The following is a 12,462-nucleotide window of genomic DNA, read 5'->3' on the forward strand; positions in this document are numbered from 1 at the left end:
TGTCCCGCTCCCGCGCGCGTCCGGCCGGTGTGCGTGGTCATCCGCCGGAGCCATGGATACGGCGAGCCGCCGCCACCGCTTCGGTGTAGAGCTCGCGGGTGAGGTCCTCGGGGGCGACGCCCAGCTCGTCCAGCACCGCGCGGATGTCGTCCAGGGCCGCGGCGACCTCGGCCTCCTCCTGGACCAGGGTCTCGATCTCCAGGAACGTGCCGTCCAACTCGGGCACCCGGACGAGCGTCGCCAGCATCCGCCGGCCGTACGCCTCGAACGCGTGGCTGCGGCAGCGCTTCTCGAACACGATCGCCGGTACGTAGCCGAGGTGCTCCAGGATGGCGTGCGCGACCTGCGAGTCGCCGACCCGTGTCTCGAACTCCGGCTTCGAACCGGACGCCTCGTCCACCGCGGCCGCCTTGAAGGTCAGCAGCGTGCGCCGGTCGCCCGAACCGTGGTCGGCCAGGAACCGCAGCCGTAACTCCTCGTCCCGCGCCCGCAGACTGCCGTCCGGCAGGTCGTAGTACGTGTCCTGATACGTCTCGGACCTGCCCTCACCCCGCGCGTCGAGCGCCCGCGCGACCGCCTCCGGCGCCCGAACCCGAGCCTTCAACTCCGCCTCGATCACACCGTCCTCCACTCCCCGTCCTCAATTCCCCCGTTCAGCGCGCGACCGCGAAGACCGTGCCGCTGTCGTTGCCGACGTAGACCGTGCCGTCGTTCGCCGTGGGCGAGGAGCGGATGTCCGCGCCGGTGCGGTACGTCCACAGGGGTTTGCCGGTGTCCGTCCGTAGGGCGTAGAGGTTGCCGTTCTTGCTGCCGACGTACACGGCGTCGCCGAGGACGGCCGGGGAGGAATAGACGACGGCGCCGATCGTGAACTTCCACCGCTGCTTCCCGGTGCGGGCGTCGACGGCGTACAGGTGGCCGTCGTCGCTGCCGACGTAGACCACGCCTCCGGACACGGCCGGCGAGGAGCCGATCCCGTCCCGGGTGGCGAAGGTCCAGAGGAGTTCACCGGTGTCGCAGTTCACGGCGTACAGGTTGCCGTCGTAGCTGCCCACGTAGACGACGCGGTCGGCGACGGCCGGTGAGGATTTGACGTCGCCGTCGGTCGCGAAGGCCCAACGGCGTTCGCCGGTCGCCGCGTCGACGGCGTGGAGCCGGGAGTCCTCGCTGCCCACGTAGACCTTGTTCCAGGCGACGACCGGGGAGGAACGGATCCGACCCTCGGCGGCGTACGTCCACTTCCTCTCGCCGGAACGGGCGTCCACGGCGTACAGTCGCGCGTCGTCGCTGCCCGCGTAGACCACTCCCCCGGCGACCACGGGCGAGGAGTTGACCTCACCGCCGGCGCTGAACTGCCAGCGCTGCTCACCGGTCTTCACCTCGATCGCGTAGAGGTGGTAGTCCGCGCTGCCGAAGTAGGCCAGGCCACCGGCCACGGCGGGGCAGGTGTAGACGCCGTTGCCCGTGCCGAACTGCCAGCGCGGCTTGCCGGTCTCGGCGTCCAGGGCGTACATGCTCCCGTCCCTGCTACCGGCGTACACCAGCCCGCCCGTGGCGAGGAGCGCGGGTGCCACCGGACCTCCGGTGCCGCGCTTCCACCTCAACCGCCCCGGAGTCGGCACACCCTCCGGGTCCTTCAGGGTGCCGTTGCCGGACCCGTCGTCGGGGTCCTGGTCACCACGCCCCAGCAGATACGTGCCCACGCCCACGGCGGCGACGCCACCCGCTCCGGCGAGCACGGCCAGCACCCGGCGGCGGGTCGGGGCCCCGGCACCACGGTCAGCCGAGCCGGCTGCCGACGGGGGCGCTTCCGGGCGGGCGTCCATGGGCATGCGGACGTCCACAGAAACGCGTGGGTCCGCGGGAAGGCGAGGGTCCGTAGGAGCACGGAGGTCGGACTCACCCCCCGCGGTCGTGGTCCGCCTACCGTGGGACCCCGCCTCTGCCGCCCCCGGCGCAGCCGGAGTGTCCGCCGCCCCCGGCCGGTTGGCCGCCTCCTGCACCTTCGTCGGGTCCGGCACCGGCGCCAAGCCCGTCCCGCGCGCGCCCTCACCCTCCCCGCGCGCGCCCTCGTCCTCCCTCTCCCCGGCCCGTCGCACCGAGGAGGCCACGGAGGCGGGCAACCAGGCGCCGTCGTGCAGAGCGAGGGTCACGGTGTCCGTGCCGTACGCCGCCTCGGGCTCCGGGAGGATGTGCCCGGCGAACTCGGCGAGCAGTTCGGCGACGGTGGGCCGACGGGCCGGGACCTTGTCGAGACAGCGGCCGAGAAGCGTGCGCAGCCCTGCGGGGAGGGTGGACAGGTTGGGCTCGTCGTGGACGACCCGATAGCCGACGCCGATCGACGGACCGGACCCGAAGGCGCCCTCGCCGGTGGCGGCGAAGACGAGTACGCCGCCGAGGGCGAACACATCGGCGGCCGGACCGGCCCGGTCGCCCGTCAGTTGCTCGGGCGACATGAACGCGGGGGTGCCGATGACGGCGCCGCTGCGGGTCAGTGAACTCGATCCGGCACTGATCGCGATCCCGAAGTCGATCACCTTGGGGCCGTCGGGGGCCAGCAGCACGTTGGAGGGCTTCAGATCCCGGTGGACGAGCCCCGCGGTGTGGATGGCCTGGAGCGCCTCGCTCAGGCCGGCGCCCAGCGCGAACACCGAGGCCTCGGGGAGCGGCCCGTGGCGTGCGATGGTGTCGTCGAGCGAGATGCCGGCGACATGGACGGTGGCGAGCCACGGCGGATCGCCGTACGGATCCGCGTCCACGACCGCGGCGGTGAACGCGCCGCTGACAGCCCGAGCGGCCTCCGCCTCCCGGGCGAACCGTTGGCGGAACTGGGGGTCGTAGGTCAGTTCGGGCCGGATGGTCTTGACGGCGACCGCACGCCCGCCCGGCGAGAGCCCGAGGTAGACCCGCCCCATTCCCCCCGCACCGAGGCGGCCCACTATGCGGTACGGCCCCACCTGCCGAGGGTCACCGCTCTCCAACGCCTGCGCCATGGCCCCCTGCCCCCTTCTGAGGGCGATCCACCCCCGGACGCCTCGCCGTCCATGATGTCCGGCACATACGAAATCCGCACCTCACTGAGCCCACGGACGCACCACGGACACACGAAGGTTCCCGCCCACACGCCTTGGCGCGCGACCTCGGAGGTATCCGTCCGGGCGCCCGGCTGGTCGGATTCGGCCACCAGACAGTCGGCGTTGTTCACACCTGAGCGTGACGACGGTGGTCGGCGGAATGCCGGTCGGGGAGCGGCGTGTCACGCTCGGCAGCGGGCCGGTCGCAAGCAGCTGCGGTGGGCGGTGGGAGGGGCGTTGCGAGGAGGTGGAGCGCGTGCCGGTTCAGACGGCCGGGGCCGGGTCGTCGGCGGATCCGGCGGCGCTTCTGCGGAGCCGCGCCTACCTGGCTCTTCTGGCGATGGCCGCGCTGATCGGCGTACCCGTGTCCGCGGCGGCGTTCGGCTTCCTCGCGCTGGTCGGCGAGGCCCAGCCCTTGATCTACTCGGATCTGCCCGAAGCACTGGGGTTCGACGGGACGCCGGCCTGGTGGCCGTTGCCGCTGCTGGCCGTCGGGGGACTGCTGGTGGGGCTGACGGTCCAGTACCTGCCGGGGCACGGCGGGCATGAACCGACCGCCGGGTTCCAGCCCACCGGCGCGCCCCCGCCCGTCGCACTGCCCGGCATCTTCCTCGCCGCCCTGGCCACGCTCTGCTTCGCCGCCGTCCTCGGGCCCGAGGCTCCCCTCCTGGCACTCGGCGGCGGGCTCGCCGCCGCTGCCGTACGGCTGGTCAGACGCGACCCCCCGGAGCAGCTGAGCGCGGTGTTGGGCGCGGCGGGGAGTTTCGCGGCCGTCAGCTCGCTGCTGGGGTCGCCGCTGCTGGGGGCGTTCCTCCTGATGGAGGCCTCCGGGCTGGGCGGGCCGATGATGGCGATGGTGCTGGTGCCCGGCCTGCTGGCCTCCGGTGTCGGCGCGCTCATCTTCGTCGGGCTGGGCTCCTGGACCGGCCTGGGCACCTACTCGCTCACCCTGCAGGACGTCCCCGAGGCCACCCGGCCGACCGCGGCGGAGTTCGGCTGGGCCCTGGTCATCGGGCTGGCGGCCGCGCTGGTGGCCGCGGGCGTCCGATGGCTCGCCGTCCGGCTCAGGGCGCGCGTCGAGCGGCGGCGGGTTCCGGCCACGGTCATCATCGGCCTGATCGTGGCGGGACTGGCGATCGGCTACGCGGAGGGCACCGGCAAACCGGCGACCGACGTGCTCTATTCGGGGCAGACGGCGCTGGACCCGTTCCTCACGCACAGCGCCGCGTACTCGGTCGGGGCCCTGGCGCTCCTGGTGGTGTGCAAAGGCCTCGCCTACTGCGCGTCGCTCAGCGCCTTCAGGGGAGGCCCGATCTTTCCCGCGATGTTCGTGGGCGCCGCGGGCGGCATCCTCTGCTCCCATCTGCCGGGGCTGAGCCTGGTCGCGGGGTTCGCGATGGGCATCGGGGCGATGAGCGCCGCGATGCTGCGGCTCCCGCTGGTCTCGGTCCTCCTGGCCACCCTGCTGATCGGGACCCAGGGGGTCACGGTCATGCCGCTGGTGATCGTCGCGGTGGTGGTGTCGTACGTGACCACGGCGAGACTGACACCTCCACCGTGACGACCGGTCAGGCGGGCGGTCGGGCGGGCGGTCAGGCCAGCGGGCCCAGGATCTCCTGGGACTCGATCAGGCCCTGATCGCTGGGGGCCTTGCCGTCGTCGAAGACACGGGCCGCCTGTCGGGCCCGGAAGTCCAGGTGGGCTTCGGCGGGCCTGGCGTAGCCGTGGCGGGCGCGGGCCTCCGCCGGGGTCACTACCTCGGGGTTACGGGGAGGGATGCCCAGCTTGATCGGCGCGATCACCGGAACCGTGGAGGGCGAGAGCAGCGCCAACAGCCGCAGTTCGGCCCGGGGGCTGAGGTGGGCGAGCGCGAACGCCGTCCTCATGACGGGCACGATGAGCACGTCGAGGAGGCGGGACTGCCGGATCCCGGCCATCTCGCGCATCCAACGCGGCAGGGTGGCGATCGTGGCGATCCGCTGCGCCTTCGCCACCGCCGCGCTCGCCGGCTTCGCCCAGCGCGGCACCGGCGGCAGTACGAGTTCGGTCCTCAGGAGGTGGTTCATGGCCTGGCGGGCGATCGGGCTGGCGGACAGCCGCGGGCGCATCCGCTCGAAGTACGCCCGGACACCGTCCCGGCTGCGGGGGACGTCGTCGGAGGAGCACGTCTGCAGTTCCGCGGCGACCGCGCACGCCTCCCAGTACTCCCGCTCCTCCTGCTCGCTGAGCTTGCCGGGCCCGTACCTCTCGTACGCGTAGAGGATCGAGTGCCAGCCGGTGAGCTGGATCCACAGTTGCGAGGCGGGGTCGTTGGCGTCGTAGGTGCCGCCGCCGTAGGGCAGGTCGCCGATCGCCTTGGAATGGACCTTGACCAGGACGTCGGCGGCCCGGCACACCTCGCGCGAACCGGCGAAGGCCACCATCGCGAAGTACCGCAGGGTCCGGTCGTAGCGGGTGCGCGAGCGGCGGTAGATGCCCTGGGTCGCGTGGACGGCGGCCACCAGCGGCGGGTCGAGTTCCTCCACGACCACGGCCCGCTGGAAGCCCACCGTCGGCGCCGTCGGATAGCTCCAGACCTTCCACACCACCGAGCCTGGGCCGAAGAAGCCGTGGTCCTCGTGCGGTTCGACCTCGCTCCGCCTCAGCTTCGCCATGGAGCCGCTCCTCACGTCCTCGCGTCCGCACATCCTCGCGGGCCGCGTCGAACGCCGCCGCCCCACACCGCCCACCCTTACGACAGTGCTGTCTTAAATTAAGACACGAGTGTCGTAAACTGCCAAGGTGTCAGCGTCCACCTCTTCGGAAGACAGGCCGCGCAAGCGACGCCCCTACGCCCCGCGCGTCCCGCTCGCGGAACGCCGCGAGCAACTCCTCGACGCGGCCCTCGCCGTGATCGTGAGCGACGGCTACGACCGGATCTCCATCGACGCCGTGGCCAAGAGGGCCGGTGTCGCCCGGTCGGTGGTCTACGGCGCCTACGAGAACCTCGACGCCCTGCTGACGGCACTGCTCGACCGCCAGCAGGCACGCGCCTTCGCCCGGCTGCTCGCGACGGTTCCCCGCACGGAGGAGGGCCCGCGCGACCCCGCCGCGTTCGCTTCCGAGGCCGTACGCCGGATGTCCGCGATGCTCCGCGAGGACCCGGACACCTGGCGGCTGATCCTGCTGCCGCCGGGCAACATGCCGACCGTCGTCCGCGACCGCATCGAGGCCGACAGGGAACGGTTCCGGACCCTGGTCGAGGAGTGGCTCGCCCTCGCCCTGGCCGACCGCCCCGGCCCGGCACTCGACCCGCGGCTCCTCGCCCACGCACTCGTCGCCTGCGCCGAGCACTTCGGCCGGGTCGCTCTCACCGACCCCGGCAGATTCGACCCGGACCACCTGATCGACCAGGTCCGCACGATCCTCGGCGCGCTCTGGCCCCCGCCCCCATGACAGGGCGGCGCGAGGACCGGGGCGGAACCCGCCTCGGTCCTCGGCGGATCAGCAGCAGCCACCCGCGACGGCCGGTTCCTCGGTACCGGTAGCGGTACCCGTGTCGGCCTCGGCCGGGCCGGTGGCGCAGCAGGTGCTGCCGTGCCGCTTGGCCAGGGAGTCGGCGTCGGCCTTCACGACGTAGACCTCCCAGGGTTCCTGGCCGGGGCCGTGGACCCAGACCTTGTCCTGGAGGGCGTAGCAGCAGGTGGTGTCGTTCTCGACGTCGGTGGCCAGGCCGGCTTCGCCGAGGCGGGCCGTGGCGGCACGGACCGCCTCGGTGGTCTCGACTTCGACGCCGAGGTGGTCCAGGCGGGTCGCCTCGCCTGCGGTGCCTTCGATGAGGACGAGCTTGAGCGGGGGCTCGGTGACGGCGAAGTTGGCGTAGCCGTCGCGGAGTTTGGCGGGCTCGGTGCCGAACAGCTTGCTGTAGAAGGCGATGGACGCCTTCAGGTCGGGGACGCGCAGGGCGAGCTGTACGCGGGACATGGCGAACCTCCTTGGTCGGGTGGGGAGTTCAGCAGCCTCCGGAGGCTGCCGCCGGGGCGCCGGCTCCGATCTGCAGGGTGGCCGGGGCCGCGCAGCAGCCACCGCCCTCCCCGCTCTGGCCGGCGTCGGGGTCGTCGAACAGGCCCGCGCCGCCGCATACGCCGGTCTCCGGGAGGGTGAGTTCGACGCGCTCGGCGGCCTCCTGGTCGCCGGCGAGGGAGGCGGTGATGGAGCGGACCTGCTCGTAGCCGGTCATGGCGAGGAAGGTGGGGGCGCGGCCGTAGGACTTCATGCCGACCAGGTAGATGTCCTTCTCCGGGTGGGAGAGCTCGTTCACGCCGTGCGGGTAGACCGTGCCGCAGGAGTGGACGTTGGGGTCGATCAGGGGGGCGAGCGCGGTGGGGGCCTGGAGGCGTTCGTCGAGGCCGAGGCGGAGTTCGGAGAGGAAGGACAGGTCGGGGCGGAAGCCGGTGAGGACGATGACCTCGTCGACCGGGTCCAGGCGGCGCCCGTCCTCGGCGGCGAGGACCAGTCGGCCGTCGGCGTCACGTTCCACGGACCGGGTGCGGAATCCGGTGGCCGTGCTCGCGTGGCCTGCCTCGACGGCGGCCTTGGCGCGCAGGCCCAGGGCTCCGCGTGCGGGGAGCTGGTCTGACTCGCCGCCGCCGTAGGTGTTGTCGCCGATGCCGCGGCGCAGGACCCACACCGCGTGCGTTCCGTCCTCCTCCTGGGCGAGGTCGGCGAGGTACGCGAGGGCGGTGAAGGCGGAGGCGCCGGAGCCGATGACCGCCGTGCGCTTGCCCGCGTACCGGGCGCGTACGGCCGGGTCGCCCAGGTCGGGGACACGGTGGGCGATGCGGTCGGCGGCGGTCTTCTCGCCGAGGGCGGGCAGGCCGTCGGCGCCCATCGGGCTGGGGGTCGACCAGGTGCCGGAGGCGTCGATGACGGCGCGGGCGGTGATCCGCTCCTCGCGGCCGTCGGCGAGCTGGACGTGGACGGTGAAGGGCTGCTCGTCGCGGCCGGAGTCGACGATGCGGTCCCGTCCGGCGCGGGCGACGCCGGTGACCGTGGCGCCGTAGCGGACCTTGTCACCCAGGACGTCGGCGAGCGGCTGCAGGTACCGCTCGGCCCAGTCGCCGCCGGTGGGGTAGCCGGTGCCGTCGGGGCGGATCCAGCCGGTCGGGGCGAGGAGCTTCTCGGCGGCCGGGTCGGTCACCTCGGCCCAGGGGGAGAACAGCCGGACGTGCGCCCAGGCCCGTACGGCGGTGCCGGCGGACGGCCCTGCCTCCAGGACGAGCGGTTCGAGGCCGCGCTCGACGAGGTGGGCGGCGGCGGCCAGGCCGATCGGGCCGGCTCCGACGACCACGACGGGCAGCTGGTCGGTGGTGGGCACGGTGTGGGTGGACACGGCCACGAGATTCCCCTTTGCTTCGACGTTCGTCGATGGCTTGCGCGGCCCAGCATGGCACTTGTATTGATGAGCGTCAACATAGACATTCATCGAATTAACGGGGTCGTGGCCGCGTGGAGCGGCCCCACCCGGCTGGTTCGACGTATGTCAACATAGATGCATGTCGAACACGAAGGTGCTGCCGCTTTTGGATGCCGCCGCCGACGAAGAGGTGGCGCCGTGCTGCCCGCCGCTCACCGAGCGCCCGTTCACCGCCGAGGAGGCCGAGACAGCCGCACGCATGTTCAAGGCGCTCGGCGACCCGGTGCGACTGCGGCTCTTCTCCGCCGTGGCCTCACATGAGGGCGGCGAGGCGTGCGTGTGCGACATCTCCGACGTCGGCGTCTCCCAGCCGACCGTCTCCCACCACCTGAAGAAGCTCAAGGAGGCCGGGCTCCTCACCTCCGAGCGGCGCGGCACCTGGGTCTACTACCGGGTCGAGCCGTCCGTACTGGCCGCGATGGGCAAGCTGCTGACCATAGGCCCGGCCGCGGCCTGACCCGGCTCGGCCCAACGCCACCTGCCCGAGCCAGGCCGAACACCCACCGCGGCTTCCGCCGACCGCCCGGAATCACGCGCGTCAGCAGCAGTCGCAGCCCGACCGGCAACCGCAGGTATCCCCCTCCACGGTCTGGACGGGCTTCAGCGCGGCCGGGGCCGCAGGCGCGGGCGTGGCGCAGCAGCCCCTGCCCTGCCAGGCGTCGCGTCCTTCCTTGACCGCGATCACGGCGATGACCAGGGCCGCGACGGGGTCGGCCCAGGACCAGCCGACGGTGGCGTTGAGGACCAGGCCCGCCAGGAGTACGGCGGACAGGTAGGTGCACAGCAGGGTCTGGCGGGAGTCCGCGACCGCGGATGCCGAGCCGAGTTCGCGTCCGGCGCGCCGCTGGGCGGCGGACAGGAACGGCATCACCAGCAGGGAGAGCGCGGCAAGCACGATGCCGGGAATCGAACGGTCGGCCTCGCCGGTGCCGGCCAACGCCCGCACGGCGTCGACGGTGACGTAGGCGGCGAGCGCGAAGAACGAGACCGCGATGATCCGCAACGTGGTCTTCTCTCGGGCCTCGCGCACGGCGTGGTCCACCGCGGAGAACTGCCACGCCACCGCCGCCGCCGAGGACACCTCGATGACGGAGTCGAGGCCGAAGCCGATCAGCGCGGTGGAGGACGCGAGGCTGCCCGCGACGATCGCCACGATCGCCTCGACCACGTTGTACGTGATCGTCACCGCGACCAGGAGGCGTATGCGGCGCGCGAGTTGTTCCCGCCGGGCCGGCAGGGGCCCGAGGGAGAGCGCGGTCATCAGCAGCAGCCCTTCTCGGCGGCCTCGGCGCAGGTGCGGTCGGTCTCGACCGCGACGACGGCGCTGCGCAGGTCGTCCAGGGCGTGCCCGAGGCGCGGGTCGGCGAGCTCGTAGCGGGTGCGCCGCCCGACGGGCACCGCGACGACCAGACCGCAGTCACGCAGGCAGGCCAGGTGGTTGGAGAGCCGCGTACGTGAGATGCCCAACCGCTCGGCCAGGTCGGAGGGGTGGGCCGGGCTCTCGCGCAACGCGAGCAGGAGGCGGCAGCGGATGGGGTCGGCGAGGGCACGGCCGAAGCGCGCGAGCACCTCGACATCGGAGATGACGGTCAGCACACAGCCACGGTACAGAGAATCCTGAATTCAGGAAACCATGAACTATCGGGTGGGCGCTCCCAGGAGGGCGGCGATCTCTCGGGCCGCCTCACGGGCGGGACGGCCGACGCCGATCAGGGTCGCGGAGGCGGGCCCGGTCCAGTCGCCGTAGCCGAGCAGGTGGAGACGCGGCTCGTCCGCGGCCCGCGTGCCGACGGTCGTGATGTGGCCGCGTCGGCCGCGGAGTTGGAGGGGAGCGAGGTGGGAGAGAGCGGACCGGAAGCCCGTGCACCAGATGACCGCGTCGGCCGCCGCTCGGGTGCCGTCGGCCCATTCGACGCCGCCGGGGACGAGGCGGGTGAACATCGGTCTTGCCTTGAGCAGGCCACGGTCGCGGGCTTCACGGACGGGCGGTACGGCGACGATGTCGCCGAGGGAGGCGACGCCCCCGGTGTCGGTGCGGCCCTGGTCGAGGGCGCGTCGCCGGGCGGTCGCCGCGTCGAACAGCGCGCGGCCGTCGATGTCGTCGGCCAGGTAGCGGGGCGGGCGCTGGGTGACCCAGGTCAGCTCGGCGTCGGCGGCGAGGTCGGCGGCGATCTGGGCTCCGGAGTTGCCGCCGCCGACCACGATCACCCGGCGGCCCGCGAAGTCCCGAGGGCTCCGGTACTCGACGGTGTGCAGCTGTCGGCCGCCGAAAACCTCTCGTCCGGGGCCGCCGAAGACCTCTCGCCTCGGGACGCCGAGATCCCCTCGGCCCGGGACACCGAACCCCTCTCGGCCCGGGACAGCGGGGAGGAAGGGGCACCACCACGTGCCGGTCGCGCTGATCACGGCGCGAGCGCGCCAGGCGCCGGAGTCGGTCTCCACGCGCAGGAGTTCGCCGTCGCGGTGGACGCCGAGGACGCGTACGGGCCGCTCGACGGGAAGCTCGTACCGCTTCTCGTAGTCGGCGAGGTACTCCACGACATGCCGCGCGTCGGGGTAGGGCCGCCCGGCCTGCGATGGCATCAAGCGGCCGGGCAACGAGGAGTAGGCGGCCGGGGAGAACAGGTGCAGGGAGTCCCAGGTGTGCTGCCATGCCCCGCCCGCTGTGACCTGGGCGTCGAGGATGACGAAGTCCAGGCCCAGGCGGCGCAGGTGGTATCCGGCGGCGAGCCCGGACTGGCCGCCGCCGATCACCACCACCGGGGACGTCCGCGTCACTCGGCGGTGTCCCGCCCGGGCAGGAAGATGAGCGCCACCAGCGCAAGTCCGACCACGCCACCGATCAGCTGCATGCCGATGAACCCGGCGACCGAGCCGGGCGCGATACCGGCGAACGTGTCGCTAAAGGTACGGCCGATGGTCACCGCCGGGTTGGCGAAGGACGTCGACGAGGTGAACCAGTACGCGGCGCCGATGTAGGAGGCGACCGCCACGGGGGCGAAGCGCAGTTGGTCGGTGCGGGCCAGGCCGAAGATCAGCAGGATCAGGCCGGCGGTGGCGACGACCTCGCCGAGCAGCAGGTGCCCGGCGGACCGGTCGTGGGTGGACCACTCGACCAGAGGCTCGCCGAACATCGCGTCCGCCAGGATCGCGCCCGCGATGGCCCCGACGATCTGCGAGGGGACGTAGACCGCCGCCTCGCGGATGGTCACACCGGCGCCGCCGCGCCTGCCGGTCCACCATTCGGCCAGCGTGACCACGGGGTTGAAGTGGGCGCCGGAGACCGGGCCGAGCAGGAGGATCAGGACGCCGAGGCCGAAGACGGTGGCCAGGGAGTTGGCCAGCAACTGCACGCCGACGTCCCGGGTCAGCTCGGTGGCCTGGATGCCGGAGCCGATCACCACCGCCACCAGGGCCGCCGTGCCGACCAGTTCGGCGGCGGCGCGGGCCGCCAGGGGCCTGCGCGGCGGGGTGGCGCCCGGCGCGGGCTGCGGCTCAGCGGACGGTATGGCCGACTCCGTGGCGGATTCGTGCGTGGCGGTCAACAAGACTCCTTGGTGCGGTCGCCGGGGGCGGCGAGGGGTCAGGGGCAGGACCGCTTGTTGTCGGCGGCGGTGCGGGCGGACTCGGCCAGGTCGGCGAACTGGCCCGCGAGGGAGGCGATGACGTCGGGCTTGAGCCGGTAGTAGGTGAACCGGCCGCACGGCTCCGTCTCCACGACCCCGGCCTCGCGCAGCACTCTCAGATGGTTGGAGAGGTTGGTCTGGCGGGCACCGGTCTCCTCCACGAGGTGGGTGGTGCACAGCGTCTCTTTGGCGAGCAGGGTCACGATCTGGAGCCTGAGCGGGTCGGCGAGCACCCGGATCAGGTCAGTGTCGACTGACGTCATCATGCACTGATACTGTCACATCAGTGGTGACTGACACCACCGGG

The 12,462-nt window shown here is 72.7% G+C and carries 13 protein-coding genes; 3 read left to right on the forward strand and 10 right to left on the reverse strand.

What is annotated here, in order from left to right; all coding sequences use genetic code 11:
* Positions 1 to 37 precede the first annotated feature (37 nt).
* Positions 38 to 619: a class IV adenylate cyclase gene (cyaB, locus tag L3078_RS21720; RefSeq protein ID WP_239760408.1), complete on the reverse strand. Its 582-nt coding sequence runs from the start codon at positions 617 to 619 to the stop codon at positions 38 to 40.
* A 34-nt stretch (positions 620 to 653) separates the two neighbouring features.
* On the reverse strand, positions 654 to 2,993 hold the full coding sequence (locus L3078_RS21725; protein ID WP_239755666.1) for an outer membrane protein assembly factor BamB family protein: 2,340 nt from the start codon (positions 2,991 to 2,993) through the stop codon (positions 654 to 656).
* A 337-nt stretch (positions 2,994 to 3,330) separates the two neighbouring features.
* Between L3078_RS21725 and L3078_RS21730 the strand changes: the two genes are divergently transcribed.
* Positions 3,331 to 4,635: a chloride channel protein gene (locus tag L3078_RS21730; RefSeq protein ID WP_239755667.1), complete on the forward strand. Its 1,305-nt coding sequence runs from the start codon at positions 3,331 to 3,333 to the stop codon at positions 4,633 to 4,635.
* A 31-nt stretch (positions 4,636 to 4,666) separates the two neighbouring features.
* On the opposite strand, the gene L3078_RS21735 is transcribed toward L3078_RS21730, so the two are convergent.
* Positions 4,667 to 5,728, reverse strand: a complete 1,062-nt coding sequence (locus tag L3078_RS21735; protein WP_239755668.1) for an oxygenase MpaB family protein — start codon at positions 5,726 to 5,728, stop codon at positions 4,667 to 4,669.
* A gap of 127 nt (positions 5,729 to 5,855) precedes the next feature.
* Here L3078_RS21735 and L3078_RS21740 point away from each other — a divergent pair, with 127 nt between their 5' ends.
* On the forward strand, positions 5,856 to 6,509 hold the full coding sequence (locus L3078_RS21740; RefSeq protein WP_239755669.1) for a TetR/AcrR family transcriptional regulator: 654 nt from the start codon (positions 5,856 to 5,858) through the stop codon (positions 6,507 to 6,509).
* A 48-nt stretch (positions 6,510 to 6,557) separates the two neighbouring features.
* Here the strand turns inward: L3078_RS21740 and L3078_RS21745 are convergent, their stop codons facing one another.
* On the reverse strand, positions 6,558 to 7,037 hold the full coding sequence (locus L3078_RS21745) for an ArsI/CadI family heavy metal resistance metalloenzyme (RefSeq protein ID WP_239755670.1): 480 nt from the start codon (positions 7,035 to 7,037) through the stop codon (positions 6,558 to 6,560).
* Between the two features lie 28 nt (positions 7,038 to 7,065).
* Positions 7,066 to 8,451: an FAD-dependent oxidoreductase gene (locus tag L3078_RS21750; protein WP_420864083.1), complete on the reverse strand. Its 1,386-nt coding sequence runs from the start codon at positions 8,449 to 8,451 to the stop codon at positions 7,066 to 7,068.
* A 157-nt stretch (positions 8,452 to 8,608) separates the two neighbouring features.
* On the opposite strand from L3078_RS21750, the gene L3078_RS21755 reads away from it, so the two are divergent.
* On the forward strand, positions 8,609 to 8,986 hold the full coding sequence (locus tag L3078_RS21755) for an ArsR/SmtB family transcription factor (RefSeq protein ID WP_239755671.1): 378 nt from the start codon (positions 8,609 to 8,611) through the stop codon (positions 8,984 to 8,986).
* An 81-nt stretch (positions 8,987 to 9,067) separates the two neighbouring features.
* Here the strand turns inward: L3078_RS21755 and L3078_RS21760 are convergent, their stop codons facing one another.
* Genes L3078_RS21760 through L3078_RS21780 form a run of 5 tightly spaced genes read right to left on the reverse strand, consistent with a single transcriptional unit; the run spans position 9,068 to position 12,421 of the window.
* Entirely contained in the window at positions 9,068 to 9,790 is a 723-nt protein-coding gene (locus tag L3078_RS21760) for a cation efflux transmembrane domain-containing protein (protein WP_239755672.1), read from the reverse strand.
* Positions 9,790 to 10,125: an ArsR/SmtB family transcription factor gene (locus tag L3078_RS21765; RefSeq protein WP_239755673.1), complete on the reverse strand. Its 336-nt coding sequence runs from the start codon at positions 10,123 to 10,125 to the stop codon at positions 9,790 to 9,792. The genes L3078_RS21760 and L3078_RS21765 overlap by 1 nt, the downstream gene beginning before the upstream one ends.
* Before the next feature lie 42 nt (positions 10,126 to 10,167).
* Positions 10,168 to 11,307: an NAD(P)-binding domain-containing protein gene (locus L3078_RS21770; RefSeq protein ID WP_239755674.1), complete on the reverse strand. Its 1,140-nt coding sequence runs from the start codon at positions 11,305 to 11,307 to the stop codon at positions 10,168 to 10,170.
* Positions 11,304 to 12,074, reverse strand: a complete 771-nt coding sequence (locus L3078_RS21775) for an aquaporin (protein ID WP_239755675.1) — start codon at positions 12,072 to 12,074, stop codon at positions 11,304 to 11,306. Before L3078_RS21775 ends, L3078_RS21770 begins: the two co-directional genes overlap by 4 nt.
* A gap of 38 nt (positions 12,075 to 12,112) precedes the next feature.
* Positions 12,113 to 12,421: an ArsR/SmtB family transcription factor gene (locus tag L3078_RS21780; RefSeq protein WP_009340691.1), complete on the reverse strand. Its 309-nt coding sequence runs from the start codon at positions 12,419 to 12,421 to the stop codon at positions 12,113 to 12,115.
* Positions 12,422 to 12,462: the final 41 nt, after the last annotated feature.

This window comes from Streptomyces deccanensis (assembly GCF_022385335.1).
In the GTDB taxonomy this organism is placed as follows: Bacteria; Actinomycetota; Actinomycetes; order Streptomycetales; family Streptomycetaceae; genus Streptomyces; species Streptomyces deccanensis.